19 protein-coding genes and 1 pseudogene are annotated in these 24,465 nt (G+C 65.4%); 3 read left to right on the top strand and 17 right to left on the bottom strand.

The window, feature by feature from the left end:
• Window positions 1-287 precede the first annotated feature (287 nt).
• The 3 genes from ACYOEI_RS28930 to ACYOEI_RS28920 are packed head-to-tail and all read right to left on the bottom strand — an operon-like array spanning window position 288 to window position 2,674.
• Complete coding sequence (locus tag ACYOEI_RS28930) at window positions 288-902, bottom strand: metallophosphoesterase (RefSeq protein ID WP_462853134.1); 615 nt, start codon at window positions 900-902, stop codon at window positions 288-290.
• A gap of 51 nt (window positions 903-953) precedes the next feature.
• A complete protein-coding gene (locus ACYOEI_RS28925) occupies window positions 954-1,979 on the bottom strand; it encodes a DUF1559 family PulG-like putative transporter (RefSeq protein WP_462853133.1) in 1,026 nt (341 codons plus the stop codon).
• Window positions 1,979-2,674, bottom strand: a complete 696-nt coding sequence (locus ACYOEI_RS28920; protein WP_462853132.1) for a hypothetical protein — start codon at window positions 2,672-2,674, stop codon at window positions 1,979-1,981. Before ACYOEI_RS28920 ends, ACYOEI_RS28925 begins: the two co-directional genes overlap by 1 nt.
• A gap of 286 nt (window positions 2,675-2,960) precedes the next feature.
• Between ACYOEI_RS28920 and ACYOEI_RS28915 the strand changes: the two genes are divergently transcribed.
• Complete coding sequence (locus tag ACYOEI_RS28915) at window positions 2,961-3,797, top strand: 3-keto-disaccharide hydrolase (protein ID WP_462853131.1); 837 nt, start codon at window positions 2,961-2,963, stop codon at window positions 3,795-3,797.
• A 116-nt stretch (window positions 3,798-3,913) separates the two neighbouring features.
• On the opposite strand, the gene ACYOEI_RS28910 is transcribed toward ACYOEI_RS28915, so the two are convergent.
• From ACYOEI_RS28910 to ACYOEI_RS28880, 7 genes are all read right to left on the bottom strand, one after another.
• The gene (locus tag ACYOEI_RS28910) at window positions 3,914-7,885 is read right to left on the bottom strand and encodes an FtsK/SpoIIIE domain-containing protein (RefSeq protein ID WP_462853130.1); all 3,972 of its coding nucleotides are present in this window, start codon (window positions 7,883-7,885) and stop codon (window positions 3,914-3,916) included.
• Entirely contained in the window at window positions 7,882-8,121 is a 240-nt protein-coding gene (locus tag ACYOEI_RS28905) for a hypothetical protein (protein ID WP_462853129.1), read from the bottom strand. Before ACYOEI_RS28905 ends, ACYOEI_RS28910 begins: the two co-directional genes overlap by 4 nt.
• 58 nt (window positions 8,122-8,179) lie before the next feature.
• Entirely contained in the window at window positions 8,180-8,878 is a 699-nt protein-coding gene (locus tag ACYOEI_RS28900) for a hypothetical protein (RefSeq protein WP_462853128.1), read from the bottom strand.
• A 287-nt stretch (window positions 8,879-9,165) separates the two neighbouring features.
• The gene (gene ypfJ, locus ACYOEI_RS28895; protein WP_462853201.1) at window positions 9,166-10,035 is read right to left on the bottom strand and encodes a KPN_02809 family neutral zinc metallopeptidase; all 870 of its coding nucleotides are present in this window, start codon (window positions 10,033-10,035) and stop codon (window positions 9,166-9,168) included.
• A gap of 207 nt (window positions 10,036-10,242) precedes the next feature.
• Window positions 10,243-10,590 (bottom strand): hypothetical protein, encoded by a 348-nt coding sequence (locus ACYOEI_RS28890; RefSeq protein ID WP_462853127.1) that lies wholly within the window; start codon window positions 10,588-10,590, stop codon window positions 10,243-10,245.
• Between the two features lie 182 nt (window positions 10,591-10,772).
• Window positions 10,773-11,168 (bottom strand): hypothetical protein, encoded by a 396-nt coding sequence (locus tag ACYOEI_RS28885; RefSeq protein ID WP_462853126.1) that lies wholly within the window; start codon window positions 11,166-11,168, stop codon window positions 10,773-10,775.
• A gap of 160 nt (window positions 11,169-11,328) precedes the next feature.
• Window positions 11,329-14,826: a sigma-70 family RNA polymerase sigma factor gene (locus ACYOEI_RS28880; RefSeq protein ID WP_462853125.1), complete on the bottom strand. Its 3,498-nt coding sequence runs from the start codon at window positions 14,824-14,826 to the stop codon at window positions 11,329-11,331.
• Window positions 14,827-15,193: 367 nt separating this feature from the next.
• Here ACYOEI_RS28880 and ACYOEI_RS28875 point away from each other — a divergent pair, with 367 nt between their 5' ends.
• Complete coding sequence (locus ACYOEI_RS28875) at window positions 15,194-17,008, top strand: ABC transporter permease (RefSeq protein WP_462853124.1); 1,815 nt, start codon at window positions 15,194-15,196, stop codon at window positions 17,006-17,008.
• A gap of 471 nt (window positions 17,009-17,479) precedes the next feature.
• Here the strand turns inward: ACYOEI_RS28875 and ACYOEI_RS28870 are convergent, their stop codons facing one another.
• Window positions 17,480-18,493 (bottom strand): DUF1559 family PulG-like putative transporter, encoded by a 1,014-nt coding sequence (locus ACYOEI_RS28870; protein ID WP_462853123.1) that lies wholly within the window; start codon window positions 18,491-18,493, stop codon window positions 17,480-17,482.
• Between the two features lie 71 nt (window positions 18,494-18,564).
• Entirely contained in the window at window positions 18,565-19,065 is a 501-nt protein-coding gene (locus ACYOEI_RS28865; RefSeq protein WP_462853122.1) for a hypothetical protein, read from the bottom strand.
• Between the two features lie 412 nt (window positions 19,066-19,477).
• On the opposite strand from ACYOEI_RS28865, the pseudogene ACYOEI_RS28860 reads away from it, so the two are divergent.
• Window positions 19,478-19,630 (top strand): annotated as a pseudogene (locus ACYOEI_RS28860) (DinB family protein); the annotation flags it as partial.
• 24 nt (window positions 19,631-19,654) lie between these two features.
• On the opposite strand, the gene ACYOEI_RS28855 reads toward ACYOEI_RS28860, so the two are convergent.
• The 5 genes from ACYOEI_RS28855 to ACYOEI_RS28835 form a co-directional block, all read right to left on the bottom strand.
• Window positions 19,655-20,872 carry an SGNH/GDSL hydrolase family protein gene (locus ACYOEI_RS28855; protein WP_462853121.1) on the bottom strand — a complete coding sequence of 406 codons (1,218 nt, stop codon included), beginning with the start codon at window positions 20,870-20,872 and terminating at the stop codon, window positions 19,655-19,657.
• Window positions 20,873-21,348: 476 nt separating this feature from the next.
• The gene (locus tag ACYOEI_RS28850; protein WP_462853120.1) at window positions 21,349-21,765 is read right to left on the bottom strand and encodes a KH domain-containing protein; all 417 of its coding nucleotides are present in this window, start codon (window positions 21,763-21,765) and stop codon (window positions 21,349-21,351) included.
• 246 nt (window positions 21,766-22,011) lie between these two features.
• Window positions 22,012-22,572, bottom strand: a complete 561-nt coding sequence (locus tag ACYOEI_RS28845) for a hypothetical protein (protein WP_462853119.1) — start codon at window positions 22,570-22,572, stop codon at window positions 22,012-22,014.
• A gap of 228 nt (window positions 22,573-22,800) precedes the next feature.
• Window positions 22,801-23,478, bottom strand: coding sequence for a CHASE3 domain-containing protein (locus tag ACYOEI_RS28840; protein ID WP_462853118.1), 678 nt, complete (start codon window positions 23,476-23,478; stop codon window positions 22,801-22,803).
• A gap of 384 nt (window positions 23,479-23,862) precedes the next feature.
• A complete protein-coding gene (locus tag ACYOEI_RS28835) occupies window positions 23,863-24,243 on the bottom strand; it encodes a hypothetical protein (RefSeq protein WP_462853117.1) in 381 nt (126 codons plus the stop codon).
• Between the last annotated feature and the right edge of the window lie 222 nt (window positions 24,244-24,465).

Genomic DNA, 24,465 nt, shown 5'->3' with positions numbered 1-24,465 from the left:
CAGAACCGGACGCGGGGGGCGTCGCCGCCTTCCATGCCGAGGCCTCGGGTGACGTAGAGGTGGGTGGGGCCGACGCGGTGGAGGCCGGACTCGAAGCGTTTGCCGAACTTTGAGAGGGTGACGAGGGCGCCGTAGAACGGGAGGGCGAGCTGGCCGCCGTGGATGTGGCCGGCGCAGTAGAGGTCGGCCTGGTGCCGGGAGGCCTCGAGGATCTCGTCGGGGTAGTGGTGGAGGAGGAGGCGGAAGTCGGTCGTCGGGATTGCGTCGAGGACCCGGCCGAGGTCGCGCTAGGAGTCGACCGGGATCCCGGCGATCCAGATGGGGGTGCCGCGGACGTCGAACTTGACGGACTCGGAGGCGAGCTCGCGGACCCCCGTGCCGCCGAAGAGGTCGAGGTGGGACCAGTACCACATGTCCCAGTTGCCCCGCACGGCGTAGGTCGGGGCGAGCTTTGCCAGCTTCGTCAGGCACGCTTTGAAGACCGGGAGACCCTCGGGAGTATTCAGGGCGTCGCCCGTGAAGACGATCAGGTCGGGGTGCTGCGCGGCGATGACCTCGGGGACCCTCGGCTCGAGGCGAGGGGTCGACTCGCAGTGGAGGTCCGAGATGTGGACGATCCGGATCGGCTTCGCCCCCTTCGGGAGCTTGGCGGATTCGATTCGGACGGGCACAACTTCCAGCCAGTTTGGCTCGATCAGGAACCCGTAGGCGATGCAGAGGCTGCCGATCGCCGCCAGGCCGAAGATGATCCGGCTCGACCAGAGGCTCAGGCGGGTCTCCGTATTCGGCCGCTTGCGGATCTTTCGGAGGAAGAGTCGGAGCAAGAGGCGCGCGGCCAGGACGTAGACGAGGAACACCACCGCGAGGAAGGCGATGGCCCGCGCGGTCTCGATCGGTTGCATTGGGCGACGACCTTCGCGTGAAAGAATCGGTGATTGATTGGGATCCGGCTATTAATACTCGTCGGAGGAGGTCATCTCTCCACCGTCGGGCGTTGCCAGGGCTTGGAAGACGCGAATGTCGATCGTCGACTTGAGGAAGTGCACGGATCCGTCGGCGAACAGGATGTTCGCGCCTCCAGGGAAGGGGCTCCCGAACCCGTCGGGGCTTCGGTTGATCCCCTTGGCGGGGTCTCGCCAATTGGCGGGGTAGCCCCAGGGTTTGAACTTGTCGGCGACTTCTCCCGCCATGATCGTCTGCGAGGTCCCGTCCGTGATCTCGGGCAAGGTCCTTGCTTTCGGCCCGAGCACGAGGACGTTGCCCGCGTAGTGGCTCGGCGCGTAGCCCTTGCCGTTGTTGCGTTCCTTGATTGCTGGGTTGATGTACGTGCTAATCCGAGTCTGGAATGGTCGCGCATTGCTGGGGGCGTCCCAGGGGGAGCGGCGGTCGATCTCCGCGAAGAGCTTTGCGTCGTCGGTGAAGGGGAGGATCGCGGTTTGCCAACTGTGGAGTGCCCTGCCCTGTGCGTCGAACGTGCCGCCCGGGGGAAATGACCTCTCGGAGTCTTGGTAGTTGCTTAGACCAAGGCCGATCTGCTTGACGTTGTTCGAGGATTGGATTCGATGCAATAACCGGTCGAAGCTGGATGCGACGAGGGGCTCGCGGGAGGTTAGGAGCCAGCCAGCCTGGTGGGCGATGCCGGCGGCCGAGAGTCCCGCGACGAACATCAGGACGATTCCCAGGACCAGGGCCGCGGTCCATCGCCAAGACCAGCGCCTCGAGTGTTCCTCCGGAGGGCTCGACTGTCGGTAGAGCCAGCCGAAGAACGAGTGGACACCGAAGGCGAAGCCGGTGAGGCAGATGAGGGCGGTGAGGGTCCCTGCCCCGTCAACCGTGACTTTGGGGACGACCTCTCTCAGGTAGGTCGTCCAGCCGAAGGCCAGGTAGAGCACGAGTTGGAGCGGCCAGGCGAGTCCCAGGGGGGCCAGGAGGAAGAGTCCGAGCAGAGCCAGACTCGACCAGACGATGCGGCGGACCATCAGCGGTTCTCCGGTCGTGAGATCACGGGGAGATTCGACGGCGAGATCCGAGCGACGGTGCCGTCGGTGAACAGGGCGAGTCGTCCTCTCTCGAAAACGTCCGGCTCGATCGCCAGGGGGGCGAGGTCCTGGCCAGGGGCCTGGCCGCCTCGGTAGACGTAGCGAAGGCCCGAGGGGTCGGGGATGCTCCAGACCTGTTCGGGGATCCCGTAGACCTGGTCGTCCGGCGGGAATTGCCCGCCGTGAGTCTGTGCATAGTGGATGAGCCAGACCCAAAGGGCGCGGAGCCGTTCTTGGCGCTGGATGTCCATCGTCGAGGCCTTGGGGGCTTCGGTGGCGGTGTTGAGCTTGTAGGTGAGCCCTTCCTTGTGCCAGGCCTCGGGCGTCAGCAACTCTCGGGCTCCCGAGATCATCGTCAGGATCAGGAGGAAGAGCATCCCCCAGAGGGAGATCACTCCGAGGGCTCGCCTGTAGGAGAGGCGCAGAAGCCTGGGAAAATCGCCCGTCAATCCGTTCCAGATCCGCTGCAGGGCCCAGGAGGAAAGGAGGAGGCATGCCAGGAAGAACGAGATCGTCTGGATCCTCGCGGCAGCCATGTCGGAGAGCGAGATCGACGGCATCCCCGCCGACGCAAATCGGGGTGACTCCAGGAAGATTAGGGCCGCGAGCAAGGCGACGCTCGGACGTTGATTCATGGCCTGAGCACCTATCAGAGGTCGCGGGAGCCGCCTACGGAAACGTGGGACGTGGTTGGTTTCCACGACAATTGTCAGGTGTTGGGCCCGCGGATTCAAGGGGAATGGTCCGAACCATGACCCGAGCGGGGTCCGGCTCGGCTCCGCACGAGTCGAGGGCAGGCCGCATCCAGTACGTAGCCACCGGTGCGACGTCGGATTATCCTCGGGGGATCCGAGGATGCCGGGGAGGGACCGCCGCGGGCGGGCTCCCGGAATCGTCGAGGATGCCGAGGAGCGACCGACCATGCTGTTTGCCGATTCGTTGATGAACCGCCGGAGTGTCCTGGTCAGGAGGCTTGGGCTGATCGCGTTTGCGGCCCTGGCCGGCCTGTTTGCGACAGGGCACGAGGCCCGGTCGGCGGACGACGCGAAACCTTCCGGGTGGATCACGCTCTTCAACGGCAAGGATCTCGAAGGCTGGACGCCCAAGATCACGGGATATCCGTTCGGCGAGAATTATGGGGACACGTTCCGGGTCGAGGGCGGGTTGTTGAAGGTGGTGTATGACCAGTACCCCGACTTCGCCGGGAAGTTCGGACACCTCTTCTACAAGCACAAATACTCGAAGTATCGCATCAAGGTCGAGTACCGGTTCGTGGGTGACCAGTGCAAAGGGGGCCCGGGATGGGCGACCCGCAACAGCGGGGTGATGCTCCACTGCCAGCCGCCCGAGACGATGTCGAAGAATCAGGAATTTCCGGTTTCGATCGAGGTCCAGTACCTCGGTGGCGACGGCCAGCACCCCAGGACGACGGCCAACGTCTGCACGCCGGGGACCCACATCGTCCAGAAAGGCCGGCTCATCACCCACCACTGCACCGAGGCGAAGTCCAAGACCTACCACGGCGACCAGTGGGTCACCGTCGAGGCCGAGGTCCACGGCAACGGCGCGATCAAGCACTACGTTAACGGCGAGCTCGTCCTCGAGTACGAGAAGCCCCAACTCGACGTGAACGACAAGGACACCAAGAAGATCCTCAACGGCGACGACACCATGCTCTCCGAAGGCTACATCGCCCTCCAGGCGGAGAGCCACCCGATCGAGTTCCGCAAAGTGGAACTGCTCCCACTCGACCAATAACGGATGGGAAGTTGATTTATCAACAGATGGCGCAGATGAACGCAGATGAAAAACCTAAAAATTAGTTTTTATCTGTGGCTATCTGCGCCAACTGTTGATTGTTCTCTTCTCTGATATCATCCGACAGTCGCCGAGCGTTGGCGGAAGCGTTCGCGGACGTGGGCGAGCCAGGTGTCGTCGGGGAGGGCGTAGGGGCGGAACTTCTCGAGCTGGTTCTGGTCCTCGCTGGCGAAGAAGGCCCGGTGGGGGCCGAGCTTGGCGGCGAGGGGCGAGTCGAGGAGATGGGCGGAGTCGTTGGCGCTCATCTGGAAGAGGACACGCATCTCGAAGTTGCGGAGCGTCTGGTGGTCGAAGCTTCGGTTCAGGTTGTTGAGGTTGTCGCACCAGGCCAGGATGTGGACGCCGAGGGCGGGGCCTTCGGTGAGGATCGTGGCGAGGTGGTCGGTCGGTCCGGCGTCGTCGTCCCGTCGTGAGAACGAGAATTCGTTCTCACGCTTGCGGAGGTCGCGGAATCGCCCCAGGTCGTGGATGAAGACGAAGATCTCGGGGCCGTCGTCGGCGTCCGGCTGCTGTCGGCGTTCGACTTCTTCGGCGAGGCTCGCGAGGATCTTGGGCGCCTCGCGCCAGCCGCCGACGGCGACGGGATGGGTGAGAACCTCAGCTACTCTGGCGAGGGCCTCGACCTGGGGGTGATCTTCGGGGGTGCCGTCGAGGATGGCGAAGCGGGCGCCGGAGCGGACCGTCTCCGACTCGGCCGGCGGGTATTGGGCCGCGAGGCCGATGAGGGCCGAGGCCATGATCCCGAGCGCCAGCTCCTCGTTCTGGCCGACGATCAGGAGGTGATTGCCGGCCTGGCGGCGGAAGAGGGCCGAGGTCGGGTCCTTGATCGCGACGGCCTCGCCGAACCAGGCTCGCGACGAGCGGGGCGAGGCGGGCCAGGTCGGGGCCTCGAGCCGGCTCGTGAGCGTGACATTGCCCGAGAGGGCCGCCTGGGTGTCCCCTTCGAAGACGATCGGGGTTCGGGTCAGCACCGGCTTGCGCTCTGCGGCCAATTCGCGGAGCTGCTTCAGGTAGGCTTCCCGACGCTCGTCGGAGAGCCAGACGACCTGGAAGAAGTGGTTCCCCTCGGGCTGGCCGTTGGCGTCGTTGTAGACGGCCTCGCCCGGCCGAGAGAGGAGCTTGGCGGCCGTGTTCTGCTCGCTCAAGATCAGCGAGGCGTCGGCCTCGCTGCATTGCAGGGCGATTCGGACCGCCATCTGCCCCACGGTGTTCCTCGCCAGGGCGTAGGCCCCGCCGAGGCTCTGCGTGCCGAGGTGGACGTGGACGCCGAAGGCCCGGCCTTGCCGGACGAGTCGGTCGAGCAGGAGCGAGGCCTCCTGGGCGACCTTGTCCTCCTCGACGAAGAACTCCTGGAACTCGTCGATGATCAGCAGCACGCGAGGGAGCGGCGGGGCCCCCGGGATGTTGCGATAGCCGTTGACGTCCTGGACCCCGGCGTCGCGGAATCGCTCGCCCCGCTGGCGCATCTCGGCGTCGAGGCGCTGGAGGACGCTGATGCCGAACTCTCGCTCGCTCTCGATCGCGACGACGCTGGCGTGCGGGAGCCCCTGGGTGGCGTAGACCTTGAACTCGACCCCCTTCTTGAAGTCGATGAGGTAGAGGTCGACCTCGTCGGGGCTGTAGTTCAAGGCGAGGTTGACGATGAGGGCGTGGAGCAGGGTCGACTTTCCCGAGCCGGTACGGCCGGCGATCAGGACGTGCTGCGACGTGCCGTGGCCGAGCGAGAGGTGCTGCCGCTTGGTGGCGCCCGCCTTGCCCAGGGGGATGTCGATACCCCCTCGGCTGTCCTTGACCCAGAGGGCACCGTCGGCGGGCGCGATGAACTCGAAGGGGACCTCGACACGCTTGGCGTCCCTCGCCGCGGCACCCGAGCGCTGGATCAGGCGGGTGGCGAACTCGGGCGGAGGAGGCGTGTCGAGGGCGAGCGGGAATTGGCCGAAGTCGGGATCGGCCCAGGTGAGCCGGCCCCCTTCCCACGTCAGGACGAGGGCATTGGCCCGGAGGTCGTCGAGCGTGACGCCGGGGGGGGGCGGCTTGTCCCGGTCGACCGCGACGAGCGTGAGGACCCCGCAGGGAACTCCGCCCGCGGCGATGCTCGCCAGCCGGTTCGCCGCCTTGTCGTCGAAGTTGGTGGGGTAGTCGGCCACGACGAGGACGCGATAGGGTTCGGCGACCTCGCCGGCGACGGCGTTGTACTCGTCGATCGTCGCGTACTCGTTCCTCAGGTATCTCTGGGTGACTCGCTCCATGTGGGCGGAGAGGTCGGCCAGGCGCTCCTCGATCTGGCGAGCCTCGGTCCAGACCTGGTTCGTCACCAGGGCCTCGTCGAAGTCGGCCAGGTGCATGAACGCGCCGAAGTTTCGGCCGATGCCGACGGGGTCGATGATGGTGAACCGGACCTGCCCGGGAGGGAGCGTGGTGAGGAGCCGGAACATCGCCGCCTGGAGCACGCCGAGCGCGGCGGCTCGACCTTCGGGCGGGGCCTCGACGAGCAGGTTGCCGTGACTCGGGAAGGGTCTGAGTGTCGGGAAGCGGTAGGACGTCGCGATCCCCTCCATAAGCCCGGCGTCGGGCGAGATGCCTTGCGGCATCCGGTCCAGGTCGAGTCGGACTTCGCCGAAGGGGAGGACCGGGGGGACGGCTCGTGCGAACGGCCGGTCGGACCAGGTCGGGTCATCCCACCTGGGGGCGATTGAGTCAACCTGCCGGTTCACCTCCTCGAGCGTTGCGCGGACCTCGGCCATCCCGTCACGCCAGCGGGCCTTGAGCGTCTCGTACGCCGTTTCATGTCGGCTTTGAAGCTTCGCCTTGATGGCCTGGTATCGCTCGTCGAGCTTCGTCGCGTTCTCTCGGGAGGCGTCCTCGATCTCCCGGGCCCGCCGGTCGAAGGAGTCGATGGCCGTGCGGATGTCGCGCTGCTGGGTGGTCTGGATCTCCACGAGCTTCTGGGCATAGACCTCGTTGATCTTGCGGAGCTGCTCGTCGCGGTTGTTCTCGCCGTTGGTGATGGCCGTTTGGTGATTTTGGTTGGCGGTCTGGAGGTCCTGGTTCTTCTGCTTGTTGTTCTTCGTCCTCTGCGTCCTCAAGCGTTCGTCGGCCGTGGTCCTGAGGTGCGAGATGAGGGCCGAGGCGTCGACGAGCGACTGCGAGATGCGGTCGTGCTCGCGTTCGAGCTGGAATTTCGCGAGCGCGAAGAGCTTCGTGCGAAGCACGAAGCCGAGCACCCCGGCCGCGGCAGCGGCGATCCCCGCGCCCGTGGCGAAGTCTTGCATCCTCGCGAGGGGATAAATCAATAACAGAAACGGGACGATGAAGAGCCAGGCCTCGCGCTTCCCCTTGATCGACTTCGGGATCACGAGCCCTTCGAGGAGCTCGAGCGAGGGCCTCGCCTTGGTGAGGATGTCGAAGAGCTGATCGACCAGGTCGTCGCCGCGGTAGGTCGTGCGCGACGGGGCCGTCGCCCCGGGTTTGAGCTTGAGCTTGCCGTAATTGTCGAGGACGGCCGAGACGCGTGCCCGCATCGACTCGAGGACGCCGGTGGCGTCGTCGATAGGCTTCCGCTCCTTGGCGTAGGCTCGTGCGGCCTCTTTCTCCGCGGCCTCGAAGGCGGCGGTGATATCCGTCCGGGCGCGTTGGGCGTCGGACTTCGCCCGCTCTTTGACAAAATCAAAGTCGGAGGCGATTCGGCGGCTGGCCTGGCCAAACTTTGCTTTCGCCTCGGCCTCGCCGGCGATGGCGGCGTCGATGATGGCTCGACGTCCCTGCTCGTCGGAGATTCGGGCATCGTTGTCGAGCGACTGCCGCCTCTCGGTGTGCGCCTGCCGAGTCTTTTCGTACTCCTGATCGGCCAGGTTGTCGTTGGTCGTCCTCGAACGCTCGAGCTTGGTCTCGGACTCGGCACGGTCCGACACGAGGCGAAGGAGGGAACGCAAAGCCTCACGCTGCCGGGCGAGAATCGTCGGCTCGTCGTGCGCGGGGGTGTCGGGCTCTTGGGGGGCCGTCGACGTCGTACCGGGCAGGGTGCTCACAGCATCTCGCTCCGGTCGGAACAGTCGCGGCGGACCTTGTCGAGGACGTCGGCGAGCTTCTGCATGCCGATCAGGGCGGAGTCGAGTGCCGAGTCCATCGGCAGGAGGTAGCGGTCCTCGAACCGGCGCCGGACCGAGTCGTTCCAGGTCGGCTCCGTCGTCAACCAGTGATCGCGGAGACTCTTCACCGCGTGCTTGAGCCGGTGGGAACCGGCCATGACTCTCGGATTGGGCATGGGTCGTCTCGGTCGTTGGTCGTGGGCAGGACTGGGGCCGGTCTTCCGGTCTTCCGGATCAGGCCGGCGTCTCCTTGGCATCAGGTTCGTCTCGGGTCGTCTCGAGCTCCGCCGCGCGGGCGATGGTGCCGTCATCTGCGGGTGCGGGAGCCTCGGCCCCCGCCTTGGCTTTTGCGTCGGCCTCAGCCTCCTCCGCGACCCTCGCGTCGTCCTCGTCGAGCAAGGTGTTGCCGATGGACCCGAAGGATGAGCTGTTGGGGCCTGATCCCGAGGGGGCGGTGACCCGGAGGTAAGCTTCCAGGGAGTCGACGAGCCGCTCGAGCAGCCCCATGGCGCGGGGGATGTCGCCGCTGGCGATGTTGCTCATTCGGCGCACGGTACCGTGATACTCGAAGATGGCTTGTTGGAGCACGGGCCCCCATTTCTTGACCGCCATCGCGCGCATCTCGGCGTCGCGCAGGCTCTCCTCGGCCTGCCGGAGGATCTCCTTCTGCTCGCTGAAAGCCGGGGTGTAGTCGGCCGTCTTGGCGAGCTTGCGCCGGAAGACCTCGGCCCTGGCGATCGCGACCTGTTCCTTGCGCCGCTTGATCTGCTGCTGCCAGTAGTCGCGGCGGTCGTGCTGCAACCACTGGACCATCCGCTTCGCCTCGAATTCGACGGCTCCGATGGCCCCGAGGGCGTCGTCGGCGAAGATCGCCAGGGCGGCGCGGAAGTCCTTGAGCGAGTCGATCGATTGGACGTCGGCCTGGTTGCTCATCGGTCTCGTCCTCGCCTCTCCGTCGCGGCAGAGGCCGCGGGATGCTCAGGCTCGTGCGATGGACTTGAACTCGACGGGAAGGCCCGACGAAGGGCGAGCCCGGGGGGAGGTCGCGTTGGTCCTTCCTCAACCCCTTCGCACGATCTCCCCGGCTGCTACACGTCGATCGCTTGATTGATTGCGCCGAACCAATGATGTGTCGAATCGGCCGGCTCGAGCGGCCAACCGTCCATGAAGGCGAGCGTAACAGGAGTCACGCATGCTGTAAAGCTTCGAGCCGAGGCCGCTCAGAGCGGGTCGGCCTGGAACGTGTCCCCTTGGCGGACGTCGCCGGTCTCCAGGCCCTTGCGAAACCATCGCACCCGCTGCTCGGAGGTCCCGTGGGTAAAGGCGTCGGGGACGACATGGCCTTGGCTCCGCTTCTGGAGAGTGTCGTCCCCGATGGCGGTCGCGGCGCGGAGGGCGGATTCGACGTCGCCGTCCTCGAGGATGTTCTTCATCTTGTCGGCGTGGTGCGCCCAGACGCCCGCGTAGAAGTCGGCCTGGAGCTCCATGCGGACCGACAAGGCGTTCGCCTCGACCTCGTCCATCCGCCGTCGCATCGCGTCGAATTTGGCACTCCTCCCGAGCAAATTCTGGACGTGGTGGCCAACCTCGTGCGCGACGACATAAGCCTGGGCGAAGTCGCCGGGTGCCCGGAATTTTCGGTTGAGCTCGTCGAAAAACCCGAGGTCGAGGTAGACCTTGGAGTCGGCCGGGCAATAGAACGGACCGACCGCCGAACTGGCGAAACCGCAGCCCGATTGGGTGCTCTCGGAAAAGAGGACGAGCTTCGGCTTCTCGTAAGTCCGCCCCGCCTCCCGGAACAGCTCATCCCAGACGTCCTCGGTGTCGCGCAGGACGACCTTGACGAACGAGACCCGCTCCTCCTGGGCCGGGTCCACGGGGGCCTCGGCGCCTGGCGGGTTCGGCCCGGGGGCCCCTTGCTGCTGGTTGTCGGCCAGGAACCGGAGGATCTGCCGGGGGTCGGCCCCGAGCAGCACGGCGACGAGGAAGATCGCGATCGTGCCCAGGCCCCCCCCGACCGCGACCGGTCCCATCGCCCTGCCCCGCTGGTCCTCGACATTGTCACTCTCCTGCTCGCCTCGCCAGCGCATGGTCATCCCCTCGGCAACGGAAACGTCGGCCCGCGCGATCCCGGTCGACTCGAGACATGATGGTCGCGGTCGATTCAAGCATCCCGTCGCCCGACGCCCCTGTCAACGCGCCGAACCGGACCGAACGGCCCGCTCCCGCGCCATGTCAGGAGGCCCGGCCGCGATCGATCGGTCGCAACGTCGAGTTCGGGGAGGTCGCTCGCGAGCTCACCAGCGAAAGGAGGCGTAAAGGAGGGCCACCAACTGCGAACCGATGACCAGGATCGCGGCGGCGGGGTCGCTGACGAAGATGACCAGGGAGAGGATCAGATAAATAAACGTTGCGATCATGAAGCACGGCAACGCGAGCGAGCAGGCCCAGCTCCCCCGGACGCCGAACTTGGGGAGCCACCAGAGCACCATCCCGACGCCCAGCATCAAGAGTGCGGCCGTGGCCGTGCCCGCCGCCCGAGGCGGGCTCATCGCCGTCAACGGTAGGGTCGCGATCGCGACCAGGACCATGAGGTCATAGATCGCCAGTGGCCTTCGCGACGCGGACACCTCCGGGAATGCCATCGCACCCTCCGTCCTCCACCGGACTCTCCCGCCTTCCCGTGGCCTGGCGAGCTGATGCAGGATCTCGAGAACTTCGGTCGCACCGTTCGACGTTCGAATCGTAGCCAAGCCTCGAGCGACCGCCAAGGGTTCTCTTTGGAGTAAACACTTTTCGATTTGAATCTGTGGATGAAAAGAGTGGCTCACACCGGGCGTAAGACCTGCCTCGAAAGTCGGCGGCCCAGGCCCATGACCGTAAATCGAGCGGCCAGGTCGAGGGATGCTGTCGCGAAGAGACTCACGACCAAGACGGCCAAAAATCCTGGTATGAGCTTCGGATTCAAGGGAGAATCGAATTGCCACTTCATCATCCATACCGTGCCGGCTGCGGCGAAGATGATCACAGCCGGCATCCAGACCCGCAGGCGGCGGAGTGTTCGGTGGGAGAATCGGCGGTTTGTGCGCCATGGCTCGACGAGGCAGGAGACGAAAAGATCCAGGACGGCCATCACGACAGTTGCGATCGCCCAAAACCCTGCAATCGGCAGCCAGAACGCCGGCTTCGCGGCCATGGGGCGGGAGAGGGCCGCCGCGATCACGACGGCCCCCGACCTTGACCGGAGCGAGAGCTGGCCAGATCGGGCCGTCAGGAGCTGAACCGCAATGATTCACACGATCACATCCGCGGTCTCGACGGGAATGCCGGTTTCGACATTTCTCGAGGTGATCTCGGAACGAGGACGCATTCGCAAGGGATTCTCAGTCCTTTCCCACCTTCGTCTCGGCCAGCAGTCGATCCATCGCCCGGTCGAGGTCTGCACCTCGGAGGCCGATCTCGCGGATGTTGCCCTTGGCATCGATCACGAAGACGGTCGGGAAGGACCGGATGTTCCAGCGTGAGGTGATCGGGCCGTCCTGACCGCCGTCCCACCAGTTGCGCCAGGTGATCTCGCCTTCTCGGATCGATTTCTGGAGTGTCTCACGATCGGGATCCGTGTTGACGCCCAGCATGGCGAACGGGCGATCCTTGAGCCGCTCGACCAGGGTCCGTTCCTGGGGATACATCTCGCGGCAAGGTCCGCACCAGTTGCCGCTGAAGCTCAGGACCACGACCCGACCGCGATATTCGCTGAGCCGAAACCGTCGGCCGTCGACGTCCTCGCCCTCGATGTCCGGGGCTGGCTGGCCGATGGTGAGGCGTCGCAACTCGAACAGGGCCGACTCGGCGAGGATGCCATAGGTCTTCGCCTCGGGGTCCGGCGACGCGACCCTGGAGATCTGGACGCCTCCCGGCCCCTGGATCGAATACCGGGCTTGTGGGACGTCGGCGAACTCGCGGCCGACCCGTTCGAGGAGTTGCTCGGCCTCCGCCCGGGCCCTGGGAACATCGACGTCTCCGAGCCGTTCCAGGTTCCGCATCCACAGCTCCTTCGCCTGCCGAGCGAAGGGATCGTCAGGACGAGGACTCTCCTTCATTTTTCGAAGGGTGTCCGGGAGACTCGCCTTGAACTGCAGGAAGCGGGCCAGCTCATAGCAGGCCGCGGCCCGAACCTCGCGGTCCGGGCTGCGATCCAGGGCCGAACGGAGGAGCGTTTCTCCCTTGGGAGTCGGGACGCCATACGTGAAGCCCGTGAGAAAGAAGACGATATCGGGGTTGGCCAGATGTCGCTGGATGACCTGATCGACGGCTTGCTCCCGGGCCTTCGAGATCGGGGCCTCGGGGTCGCCGGCCCCGAGTGCTGACCGGAAAATGTATCCGAGGGCGTTGATGGATGCCGGCTTGTCGGGGTTGGCCGCGGCCAGTTCCAGAAAGCGACCGGCCAGACGACTGTGAGGGTGGTCTTCCCGATACAGGGTGAGCTGCCGGGCGGGGCTGTCGTTCTCCCCTCGGGCCTTGATGAAAACCTCCTGGAGCCGCTCGGCCTCTTTGCCCAACTCGAGCAGAGCGTTCTCCTCGGCCGAAGGGTTTGCAGGCGTGGCCAGCGGCTGCGGATGCTCGAGCTTCAAGCGAAAGTCGAGGGGGTCCTGGTCCTGTTGGAGCGGCTTGAAGGCCACACTCCTGCCCCGGCCACTCCCCTGAAATCGTCCGGAGGCGACCATGCTGTAGTTGGAGCGATTGTCGGGCGGCTCGGCGAACACTTCGAGATGGGTTTGCGCCAAACCTTGCGGGATGCCGGTCAAGGCATAACGTCCGGCGCCGTCCGTGGACGTCCAACGGAGGGGCGTCAGGCGGTTCCCTTCGCCAATCTGGGCGAGCAGCCAGAGGCAAACGCCCCGGGCTGGCTTCCCATCCGGCAGGGTAACCATGCCCCGGATCGAGACCTCGGGCGCCGTCTGGAGGACCAGCATCTGGTGGTCGACCCCGGAACCCAGATCGAAGTTCATGACGCGAGGCATGACCGCCGGGACGGCGTCGGGAGAGACGATCGGGCCGCGATCGTCCGGACCGTGATCGTGGGCCGAGGTGGCCCAGATCTTGTACGAGCCCTTCAAGGCCGGGATGCGAAAGTCCCCAGCGTGATCGGTCCGGAACGCGAGAGTGATCGGGAACCAGCCGAACCTGCCCCGATCGACGCTTTCCATCGCGATGACTCCGCCCTCCCGCGAGTGTCGATTGGGGGCGTTCAGCACCGCCACCATCCCTTTCGCGCGACCGGGCCCGTTGAAGACTTCACCGGGGTCTCGCAAGTGGCCGGTCGTCCCGACGCCTGCCTCGAGCCGGATATCTCCCAGGTCACCGCCCCCCGCTGCGACGTCGACCCTCCGAGGTGCCCATTTCGTCGGGAAGACGATCAACTCGGCTTCCCGGCCGAAGGGGATCTGGAGCCGGAATCGGCCTTCGGCGTCGGTCGTCCTCGTCCGGGCCAGGCTGCTGATTGGCTCTTGCGCATAAGTGACGCGGATCATTGCGCCGGCCGAGGGCTTGCCGTCGGGGCCGACGCAACGCCCCGTGACGGCGACACCGCGGCGCAGTTTGATTTCCGGGAGTTCACCCGTCCTCGCGGTGGCGTGCGAGCGATCCGAGCAGTGGAGGTTGACGGATTCGACGAAGTCCGGGGCGTTGGCATCCATCGCCAGGTGTTCATAGGCTCCGCCACGGTTCCAGCGGATCCCATCGACGCGGTATCGTCCCGAGGCGTCGGTTCGGACTTCCCATGCCGCGACCACGCCCGCGGCAATTCTCAAAGGTCGCACGCCGGTCCGGAATTGGCGGAAGCGGACATGGGCCCCTGCGACGGGCCGGCCCTGCTCATCGGTGACTCGCCCGGCCAGCGCCATGGGGGGCGTCTTCGCGTCCCCGGTTTGCGGCTTGGGTGTCGACTCCTCGGCCGTGGCTTGGCCTACCCGTCGAGCTGTCGGTTGGGGGGGCGGCGGCTCGGGATTGGAGCCGAACGTTGCCGGCCCGCCGGCGGCCTGGGCCAATTCGACGGCGAAGGTCGCCAGTACGGCGGACACGACAAGGCCCCCGACGCCCGCGGCAATGCGCTTGAGGATCATCACGTTGAGCACCTCCCGGGCGAGTCTCCCGACGACCGCCCCCGAAGAACGGTTCATGATTGCCTGGATCGTCACGTCCACGAGCCGGGCCGGGACCGCGACTACTGTCGTTTCCGGAGGGACCGCCCGTCCGAACGTCCCCGCCAACGTTGCCGGGGCGAGCCGTTCCAGCCGGCTCCGCAGGCGCCGGCGGGCGGTCGCCAGGCGGCTCTTGATCGTCCCCACCGGGCACCGCAACACCTCGGCGGCCTCTTCGTAAGTCCGGCCCTCGAGGTAGCAGAGGATCACCGGGGCGCGGAACCGTTCGGGGAGTCGGCCAAGCTCCGCGTGCAGATGCGGCTCGAATCCGTGGCTTCCCTGATCCGCCCGGTCGGCTTCGGCGGCTCGAAGTGCCGCCCGGGCCCGCTCGTGCTTTCGCCGACGAGTTGACGCCGAGCGGTTGCACGAGGCTACGCGTAGGGCGACGCCGTAAAGCCAACTCGCCAGAGAATCACGCCGACGAATCGAGCCGGCTCGACGAGACAAGACCAGGAACGTCGCCTGGAACGCATCCTGGGCCTCGTGGTGGTCGCCGAGCACGCCGAAGCAGACCCGGTGCACCATCGACCCGTGCCGCTCGATCAGCGCCCTGAAGGCCGCCTCGTCGCGATCGGCCACGATGCGGTCGAGTAGTTGATCGTCCGTGAGACCGACCGCCGTTCCGGCCTCGAAGAGCAACTCGATGTAACGATCGGCGACGACCTTGTGAGCATCGGCCATGGACTTCGTCCCCCCTGCCCGTCCGGGATTTCCGGATCGTAGTGTAACGAAGGGGCTCGATTGTTCGTTGTCTCCGAGAGTTTCCCGGTCAATCGCTCAAGGCCCACACCTCTTGGAAATGGGCTTATCCCGTATGGCGAAGGGATGAGAGAGGTTAGGGCGGTCGGTTCGGAAGTGAGCCGCGGGAGCGCCTTGACGCCGAACTGAGGGCGATCGGGACGAGGAGTCACGATCCTCGAGAAGGTTTGACGTCTCGGCCGAGGAAGCCACGGGGCCCCGCGCGTCTTGAGAAGACGTGAAAACCCTTGCCTTCGAGAAGCTTTGCATTGTAAAGTTGGGCCAAGTCGGCCCGGAGCAGGACGAGGAGATGGCCCGCCTGGCGGGGGTTTCGAGGGCCTGTGGAAAGGGGAAGGCCAACCTGATGTCGATTTACCGATTGGCAGGGCCGGTCTTCGTGTCCGAATGGCTGGCGGCCTCGAGGCGCTGGCAGGGCTATGGTTTGCGGTCGTTGCTGGTGCTTATGCTCCTCATCGGGCTTTCGGCATCTTGGCTTGGTGGCCGCGACGGCGGCGTTGAGCTCACGTTCAGGCAGCAGGTGGCGATCGGCCGGCAGTTCTACTCTGTCACGACGATCATCCTCCTCGGGCTGGTCGGCCTCGCGGCGCCGGCGGCCACGGCCGGGGCCATCTGCCTGGATAAGGCCCGAGGGAACCTGACCCTGCTGTTCGCGACCGACCTGACCGACGCCGAGATTGTGCTGGGCAAGCTGGCGGCGAGGCTGGTGCCGGTGCTTGGCCTGGTGGGTTGCACCGTCCCGGTGCTGGCACTGGCCACGCTCTTCGGTGGCGTCGACCCGGTGGCGCTGATCGGTGCGATCCTGGTGTGCCTTGCCTGCGCCGCCTTCGGTTGTACGCTGGCCCTGACCCTTTCGGTCTGGGGTCGGAAAACGCACGAGGTGTTGATCGCGACCTATGCGTTCGGGATCTTCTGGCTGTTGTCGGCGCCGATCTCGGCGGGGCTCGGGTTGTTGCTGCCCTGGTGGGCCTGGCCGGGCTGGCTGCCGAATTATCAGGCCCTGCTGCCGTACAATCCTGTGGTTCTGGTGATCGCTCCGATCGACGGGTTCCCGGGCATCCGATCGATCGGGTTCGGGGCGCAAGCCTGGTTCTTCGCGCTCGGCCTGCTGGCTTCGGCGTTGCTGGCCTTTGTGTCGACCTGGCGGATCCGGGGGGTCGTCATCCAACAGGCCGGCCGCGGTGAGGCGACGGGGCGTGTGGGCCGTTCAAGCAAGTCCGCCGGGGTTGACGGGGATTGGGCCGTCCCGTCACGATCCTCGCGGTTGCTCGACGCGAATCCGGTGCTCTGGTACGAGCGACATCGGCGTCGGCCGTCGGTCTGGTCCGTCGTGGTCTGGAGCCTCTTCGGCATCCTCTCCGGGGTGTTCGGCCTCTGGGCGATCGCCGCGGCGATCGGTAGCTCCTCGGGTGCCGCTCGCGAGGGGCCCGCGGTATTCAGTGGGCTCCAGGTGTCGGCCGCCTTGCTGCTCCTGAGCGTCTCGGCCTCGACGAGCCTGGCCGAGGAGCGTCAGCGTGGCAGCCTCGACGTCTTGCTGACCACTCCGCTGTCGACCCGGTCGATCGTCTTGGCCAAGTGGTGGGGGGCCTTCAGCCGCGTCCCACCGCTGGTCGTCTTGCCGGTGTTGATCTCGGGGAGTCTCGCGACCCGCAGCGGGGTGATCTTCGCCCCATTCCTGATCGGTGGACTGGTCCTCGCCTACGGCGCCGCGATCACGAGTCTTGGGCTTGCCCTGGCGATCTGGATTCCCCGGATGGGGCGGGCCATCGCCTTGACCAGCGGTCTCTACATCATTTCGCTGGTCGGGGCCGTTCCTTTCGGGATGTTGCTGTTCGGTCGGTCCTCCCAAAGTCTTGCCTTCGGCGTCGCCTCGGCCAGTCCGTTCTTCGGTGTCGGTTTCTCCAACGCCATATTCAGCGGTGAAGGTGGGCCGAAGGACATGATCGAACCCCAGGCGATCTGGCTCGTCGTCTGGATTCTCACTTATGGCTTGATTGCGTTCGGCCTGCTGGTGGCGACGCTCATGACGTTCAATCGCTGCCTCGGTCGAATCGACGACGGGGCCAGAAAAAGGGGGCGTAACATGAAATCGTTGGAGAATCGATAAGTGTTAGGGCGGATCACAATCGGATTGCATCCACCGGATGCCTTCCTCGGGATGACTTTTACAAGCCCGAAGCGCAAGCGAGTGAATCCCATCGCAAGAAATCGAAGAGGATTCACTCGCTTGCGCTTCGGGCTTGTATCAAAGAGGTGCTCCTCGGATGTTAATCGCTGTAGGAATAACGGGTTCCGTGATCTTATAGAGACAGTTTTAAAATTTTGTGAATGTAGAATGTAAAACAGGTCCATGGAATGTCCCGGTCGACGCAGGTGAATTGGAGGTTCTGCAGTCTTATTTATGCCAATTTGCATTATCTGTGGATCGATTTGTTTTTCTGGTGCGCAGTCTATCCGTGGTTCGTTTTGGCCCGATCTCGGATCGTTGTCGATCATGGACTCGGCGTCTCCCCGGTGGGCGGGGCGATTTTGCCCCGCACCCGGGTCATCGAGACGACTTGGTCGGCTGGACCGTGCGTCAATACTGGTCGGAGCTCACGATTTCGCCGCCGGCTCGGGTGACGAGGTTGGTGAAGATCCGGATGCCGATGGTCTCCTTGAGGAACTTCACGGAACCGTCGCCGAAGAGGAAGTTGGCGCCGCCGGGGTGGAAGCCGAAGGCTTCGCCGGTCCCTTCCGAGCCGTAGTAGGGATAGGGGAAGGTCTGGCCGTTGATGTCGTCGCCGTTGGTGCAGTTCAGGGGGCAAGGGCCGGGGACGACGCTGCCGTCTAGGCTCGAGCCGTCGACGCTGAAGTCGCTGGCGGGGCGGGCCCAACCGCCGGCGTTGTTCCGGTGGGTCAGCAGGTCACCGCTGAAGAGCTTGCCTCCCTTGCGATAGACGTACGGGCGGCCGGCGGACTCGGCGAAGGCGATGGTGTTCGAGAGGCCGTCGGTGACGTCCGCGAGCCGCGACTTCACGTTCTTCGGCAGCATGCCCGTCCACGCGCCGACGGTGGTCGTGTTGCCCGCCGCACCGACGAGGTTGAGGCCCGTCGAGCCGAGCCGGGTGTCGACGCCGATGACGGGCGAATAGTCGGTCACGGCCGTGACGTTCGCAGCCCAGGTCATCGGCGGGTTCGGGTCGCCGTCGAGGACGTCGTTGTTCTGCGCCGAGGGGCACAGGAGCATGTTGATCTTGACGAGCACGACCGTGGAGTTGATCGGCGAGCTCCAGTTCACCGACTGGTTATAATTATTGTACAGGTTGCTCTGCTCGAAGTACCCGAGCATGAAGGTGAGGGCCGCGATCCTGGGCAGGGACGTCGCCCCGGCGGGCCGGTCGCTGGAGGGGAGGTTCAAGTTCACGTCGTGGAAGTTGTGGAGGGCGATGCCGACCTGCTTCAGGTTGTTCACGCACTGGGTGCGCCTGGCGGCCTCGCGGGCGGCCTGGACGGCGGGCAAGAGCAGGGAGATCAGCACCGCGATGATCGCGATCACCACCAAGAGTTCGATCAGGGTGAAGGCACGCTTCTTCTTCGGGAGACGCCGCATCAGTGAATCCTCTCGCTCGTAAAGGCGAATGGGGGGGAGCTTCCCTCTTTAGGTTGGGGAAGGACTCGGGTTTACTCGGAGATTTCAAAGGGGCGAAGGTCATTCGGGGTTTCCCCGATCGTGACCTTCAAAGGGGAGGTTTCGGGGGTGCCGTAGCGGTTCGGGATGACGTTCGGGCCGGCTTGGACATCCCTGCCCTTGGTGACAAGCTTGTACCACTGGATGGTCACCAAATAATCGCCCGCGGGGGCCCCGTCGTTCCCGTCGTAGGTCGTGAGCCGGAACGAACCGTCCGGCTTGACCTGCGCCGAGGGTCGGAGCGTCCCTTCTCCGCCTCCCTTTGCGGGGTGGAAGACGATCAGCGCGCCGTTGGGGGCCTCGCCCTTGAACGCGACCTTCCCGTCGACCGGATACACCGGGACGCGGTCGCCCCCGCCACATCCAACGAGAGCGGAGCTCAAGAGTCCAACACCCCAAGCGAGGCGGGACAACGCCCGAATCCTCGAACCGACGACGACACTCGCCCCAGGGCCGGCCGCGGAGAACCCGGCCGGCGTGGACCAAGTCGACATATCAACTCCTTGCTTGGCATCGACGTCGATGCATCACCATGCGTCATAGCCACGAGCCAAATCCTGGGCTCGCGGAACATCTTTACCAATTCGATTAGGAAAGACAATAGAAAGTTGACTATTTTGGTCGACAAAATGAGTTTTAAAGGATTAGAGGACCGTGGGTGATGTCCGATAGACTTCTTCCCTACCTTGTCCTGAAGCCGTAAATCTTTCTCCGGATCTGGATTTGAAACCGGCAATGAGATCCCACCGTGAGTCCCGGCGCCGGCGTCCGAGGGGCCGAAGGAATCGACGCGCATATCCTTCCGCAGCCCGAAGCTAGGATTTTTCGAATCTACCCGCGTCGCCGTTGACAAAAGGGTAAGAAAAACCTCGCCTCGGAGCTTGCGGAGCCGGGGGCGGGTCGCGGTGTTGCCCCCCTTGGATGGTCTTGCGCCACGTGGTGAACCACGCGACGTACCACCGGGGACATGTCGCGTCGAAGCACAAGCGAGTCGGCATCGAGCCGCCCGCGACCGACTTCATCTTCTGGGCGTTCGAGCAGGTTCCCCAGAAAGGGTGAGTCGCGGGCGGACGAGCCGGGTGATCACTCGGCCGCGACCGTTGCTGCCGGGGGCGTGACCGACATCGAGGTCGGGAAGAGGGCGTCGCGGAGCTCGCTCTGAACCAGGGACTTCGACAATCCCTGGAAGATCCGGCGATGTCCGGCGGGGTTGGGGTGGTCGTCGTCGGTCGAGATCTCGAACTCGGTCGGGTCGGTTGCGTCGAAGGTGCTCGACAGGTCGAAGACCGCGTCCGCGTGCCGGCCGAGGATTTCGCGGAGCCGGCCGAGGATCGGCCTGCGAGCCTCGGCCGAGTCGGACTCGCCGACCCTGGGGACGATCAGGGTCGCCAGGGGAATCCCCAACGATCGGCAGTCGGCCTCGAGCACGCCGATCGTTGCGTCGAAGATCGGCCAGTATGACGATCGGAGCTTGTCCTTGAGGCGTTCCTTGTCGACGAGGCCCCCCTTCGCGTCGACCCGGAGGTCGGCCTCGGTGACCCCGGCGTGGGCTACCACCTTGCGGAGGTAGTCGTAGCGGAGGTCGACGCGGTTCTGGAGCATGTCGCAAAGGTGGATCTCGAGCAGGCGAAGGTCGAGCATCGTCGCCGAGAAGAGGACCATGTCGGGCTGGAACGCGACCGCCTTGCGGCGGAACGTCTCGAGTCGCTGCATCGGGCCATAGGCCGCGACGGCGAAGTTGAGCACCTGGAACCGCCTCGGGTTGCCGAGCCGGACGGCCTCGGCGTTGAGCCAGTCTTCCAAAAGGTTGACGTAGGTCTCCTCGGTCCCGACCCCCCACCCCATGTCGATCGACGACCCGAGGACTGCGATCCGGAAGGTCCCTTCCGGCTTCTCGAGGTCATAGGACCGGTCGCGCATGCCGTGGCTGTTGGTGGAGAACGTATTTCCGAAGAGGGGCCGATTGATGTTCGGGAGGAGCTCGAGCAGGAGGAAGTCGCGCTCGACTCGCTTCGAGACATTGGCCTGAGTGAAGGGGACGGCGCCAACGGGCTTCGTCGCCGCATGGGACGGCCCCGTCGCGACCCGCTCGGCCGCGTCGACGCCGATCAACCCCTGGTAATATCCCCCGGCGGTGCGCTCGCGGTCGATCTGATTCATTCGAGGCGACCGGGCGCTATCCCGCACCGAGCTCGCCCATTCCAGGCCGACCGGCACCGGAACCAGGCCCAGGAGGAGCAGCGTGGTCGTCTGGAACAGGCCGAGTCGCGCCCCCCGGATGAGCATTAAATATTTGGTCATCGTCGATCCATTCCCGATATCCAACTCCCGAGTGGATCCCTGCCCGATGTGCGGGCAGGCCCTTTTTCCGCGGTGTCCAAGACGAGAATCCCGGCCGATCGAGGCCATGATATCCGACGTCGACCTGGTGCGCCGGTCTCTTGGCGTGACCTTGCGAGGTCGCCCGCTCGACTTGAGGAAACCCGCCGCCCTTGCCAAAGTCCCGGGCGACCGGAGGACCACATCCGAGACCAAGGTCTCGGGCCAGGTCTCGAGTCGGTGGACGATGCGCGTTGGCGACGCCCTTCGCGATGGGGGAGTCGGCAATCCTCGTCGGCCCTCGGTCGACGTATGTCGGCCAAACATTTACTCCTGGAGATGTCGTGATCGAGTTGTGGTTCGGCAGGGCGTCGGCCGGTTTGTTCCAGGGTCGTCGCCCTCGGAATTCGGCGTTCACCCCCTCGGGCGGAGAGGCGTCATGGTCCTTCGAAGGAGTCTCAACACCGGAAGCGGCAGAGTTGACTCGGGGCCTGGAAAGGAGGCGGAGGAGGGGCCGAGGCGGTCGGGCCGGGGCCGTGCGGGGCGGTTGGCGGCGGGCAAAGCGCGCTCGGCGTGGGGAGCTTCGCAACGCCCGCGGACAATTTGCGGTGCCGAGGAGCGACCGACTCGTTGACCGCAAGGGGCATGCCGAGGTCCGAGGTGAGCGCCAGGACGGGCGCGATGTCCTCGACCGGGAGGGTTTCCTGCATCGCCGTCGGGCTCGCCAACAGGGTCTCGAAGGCCGTACACAGCCTGTCGAGCCAGAGGCCGGAGGCGCCTGGGTCGGAGACGACCTCGACTTCCATCCCGAGGATCGCCTGGACGACGATCAGGAGACGGGCTCCTCGCCCGATCGCTCTGCCTACGCATCCCATCGGGGGGACCTCTCGAGACCTGGGATTCCACCGGCGCCCGATGCATTCCTTCGCCACCCTCGCGCCGATCCCTTGGTCGTGGCCGGACTGTACCCGAATCGACGAATTCCGTCAGTACGAAAATCCGAGCCCACCCGACGCGAGGCGCCCCTGCCCTTCCGACGCGGTGTCGAAGCACGATCGACGTCGTCTCAGGGCCTGGCCCGGGTCTTCGCCTCGAAATGCGAACGACGATCCGTGCGAGGCTCAAAGGCCGTCGAGCGGGTCGGAGGAGTTGGAGCCCGTCGAACTCCCCTGGGTCACGGCGTCGAAACCGTCGACCCATTGCGGGTGGTGCTTCTTGAGGCTCTTCGCCATCAGGGAGATGTTTCCGGAGCTCAGTTCGGTGTACTCGCCGATCGGACTCCCGGCCAGGCCGTCGTGGGAGTGGAGCGAGTTCCCCTGGTGGGTCTTGTTGTGGAGCGCCTCGTGGAAGACGAGGTTGGCGATGAATTTCGGCGACATCCCTCGCGTGTAGACTTCGGACCCCGTGAGCATCCCTTCCCAGGACGTCTGACCGTACTGGTCGTCGGGCATCTGGCTGTAGCCGAAGCGTGCGGCGAGGACGCCACGCTCCTGCGAGGCGACCACGTAGATGAGCAAGTCGTGGACTTGCATCGCGGGCTTCGCCATCGTCGACCGCACGTAGGGGCCCGTGAAGTGGGTCTTGGCGATGACCGGCTTGAACAGGGCGAAGACCTCATCGCAGAGGAGTTGCCAGTTGTAGTTCATTCCCGCCGGATTGCCGAGCCAGATATTGTACTGCAAAGACTGGATCCTCGAGTGATGGGGGGGGAGGCCATCATTCGTTTCGGAATCGCGCCGGCGAGTCTTCGCGAACGGACGGCCCATCGGATCGAAGCCAATTTCATAACAAGGTATATACGCGGTTCATGGCCTTAGCGGACAACGCCCCGACCGGATTCCCGAAATCCGCGGTGCTCGCGCGAAGGCATCGAATGCGACCGTCGGCGGTGAGATGTGCTTCGGCGAGGCTCAGCGGTTCGGGCCGGGGGAGTCTTTCAGGCCTCGGGGTGTGGGGCGGTGCTTTCGCTTGAGGAGGAGATCGGCGGTCGCCAACGCGTCGTCGTGCCGGCGGCTCAGGTACACGGACAGGGCGAGGAGGAAGGCGGCGAGGGCGGTGGCGAGCGAGAAGGCCCCGACGGTCCTCCTCAGCACGCTCGCGGCGACGGCCTCGCGACGAAGGAGCAGACGGCGCTCTCGGGTCTCCAACTCGCCGAGCAGCGAGCCGATCGCCTCCTCGGCGGCCTTCCCCGAATCCGCCCGCTCGCTGGCGACGGCGTCTTCGGCCCGGCCCTCCTGGCGGAGCGTGGTCGCCCGTCGCAACGTCGACATCCGGACCTCGACCTGGCGTTGCAGCGAGACGAACCGTTCCCGTTGCCTCGGCTCGGGGGTGATGGTCGTCGAGACCCGTTCGAGTTGGGCGACGAGTTGCCCCTTGGCCTCGCGGTAGGGCGGGAGGTCGTTGGGCTCGCCCGTCAAGAGGAACCCTCGCAGGGACGACTCGACGTCCCGGAGGCGCGCAGGCACTCGCTCGAGCGCAACGAGACCCTCGCGAGCCCGAGCGACCTCCGCGTTCGCCCGCTCGATGGCTCCCACGTTCCGCACGGCGATCGCGGCGTTTCCGATCAGGATCGCCACGATGATGCCCACGAGCGCATCCCTATGGCGACATCGGGGAGAAATCATTCCGACTCCCTCGGCCTTCGAATCCTTCCGAAGTCATGTCTTGAACCCGTCAATGGCCCCGTCGTCGTTGCCTCGTTCGTCGCGCGCATCCATGTCGCCATCGATGATAAAGGCGCCATCGGCGCCGTGTGTGTGCCCAACTTCCGTACCTCTTCGGGGAGATGGGGGACCGAGACGGGTCTTCGTCCCTCGACTCGGTGGGCTTTCGCCTCTCCAGGACGTCCGAAGATGTCTCGAGATATCCCGACGCAAGTTGGGCCGGGCGGCCGGCGACCGCTCCGTCGTTCGCGGAGAGCGCCGACCTCGTGCGAAGTCCCTCGGCTACGCGAGGAGTCCCGGGCTCGGGCCTCAGAACCGGAAGAGTTGGAGCCGCGCGAGTCGCCGACCGGCGACGTCGGAAGCCCAAGGGTGCCGCGTCGACGGCCGGGCGAAGACCCCGGAAGCGGGGCGGGCGAGGGCGGACAATGACGCGAGGAAGAAGCCGTACGAGCGGAGGAACCCACGGGCCAGGCCGAGGTCGGACGCGACATCGCGCCGACGTCGACAACGCAGAGCGACCTCCCGCTCGTCGTCGTCGAGACTCCCGTCCGTTGCCTCGAATTCGTCCTCCGTCTCGACGAGTGCGGCCGACTCGAGGACGCGCGCGAACTCGCCGGCCACTTCCACCAGCCTCATGAGAGGGGTGCAAAGCGTCACGACCAGGCACGTCATGACCATCAGCAGGCGCATTCGCGATCGACTCCACGATCCCACGTCACGCGTCAGACTATGACAGCGAGGACGCCCCGTCAAGCCGGGGTCATCGCGTCAATAAATGTCGGTCCCAGAACCCGGTTTCTCCTCGAAAACCCGGCTTTGAAGCACGCGACGTCGCCAGGCCCTCCCGGGATGTCGTCCTGGACTCTCGCGGAAACCCATTCTCTTAAGAAAAAAACAGGTTTGGGGTCAGAC

This window comes from Singulisphaera rosea, assembly GCF_054877945.1.
The sequence above is the reverse complement of the archived record's forward strand: the minus strand, read 5'-3'. Positions and strand labels throughout refer to the sequence as shown.

Coding starts and splice junctions, on each gene's coding strand:
- ACYOEI_RS28870 (WP_462853123.1), bottom strand. CDS start 18,493: ATGCGGCGTCTCCCGAAGAAGAAGCGTGCCTTCACCCTGATCGAACTC.
- ACYOEI_RS28890 (WP_462853127.1), bottom strand. CDS start 10,590: ATGGCATTCCCGGAGGTGTCCGCGTCGCGAAGGCCACTGGCGATCTAT.
- ACYOEI_RS28920 (WP_462853132.1), bottom strand. CDS start 2,674: ATGAATCAACGTCCGAGCGTCGCCTTGCTCGCGGCCCTAATCTTCCTG.
- ACYOEI_RS28865 (WP_462853122.1), bottom strand. CDS start 19,065: ATGTCGACTTGGTCCACGCCGGCCGGGTTCTCCGCGGCCGGCCCTGGG.
- ACYOEI_RS28880 (WP_462853125.1), bottom strand. CDS start 14,826: ATGGCCGATGCTCACAAGGTCGTCGCCGATCGTTACATCGAGTTGCTC.
- ACYOEI_RS28915 (WP_462853131.1), top strand. CDS start 2,961: ATGCTGTTTGCCGATTCGTTGATGAACCGCCGGAGTGTCCTGGTCAGG.
- ACYOEI_RS28850 (WP_462853120.1), bottom strand. CDS start 21,765: ATGGGATGCGTAGGCAGAGCGATCGGGCGAGGAGCCCGTCTCCTGATC.
- ACYOEI_RS28925 (WP_462853133.1), bottom strand. CDS start 1,979: ATGGTCCGCCGCATCGTCTGGTCGAGTCTGGCTCTGCTCGGACTCTTC.
- ACYOEI_RS28930 (WP_462853134.1), bottom strand. CDS start 902: ATGCAACCGATCGAGACCGCGCGGGCCATCGCCTTCCTCGCGGTGGTG.
- ACYOEI_RS28855 (WP_462853121.1), bottom strand. CDS start 20,872: ATGACCAAATATTTAATGCTCATCCGGGGGGCGCGACTCGGCCTGTTC.
- ACYOEI_RS28900 (WP_462853128.1), bottom strand. CDS start 8,878: ATGAGCAACCAGGCCGACGTCCAATCGATCGACTCGCTCAAGGACTTC.
- ACYOEI_RS28905 (WP_462853129.1), bottom strand. CDS start 8,121: ATGCCCAATCCGAGAGTCATGGCCGGTTCCCACCGGCTCAAGCACGCG.
- ypfJ (WP_462853201.1), bottom strand. CDS start 10,035: ATGCGCTGGCGAGGCGAGCAGGAGAGTGACAATGTCGAGGACCAGCGG.
- ACYOEI_RS28875 (WP_462853124.1), top strand. CDS start 15,194: ATGGCCCGCCTGGCGGGGGTTTCGAGGGCCTGTGGAAAGGGGAAGGCC.
- ACYOEI_RS28835 (WP_462853117.1), bottom strand. CDS start 24,243: ATGCGCCTGCTGATGGTCATGACGTGCCTGGTCGTGACGCTTTGCACC.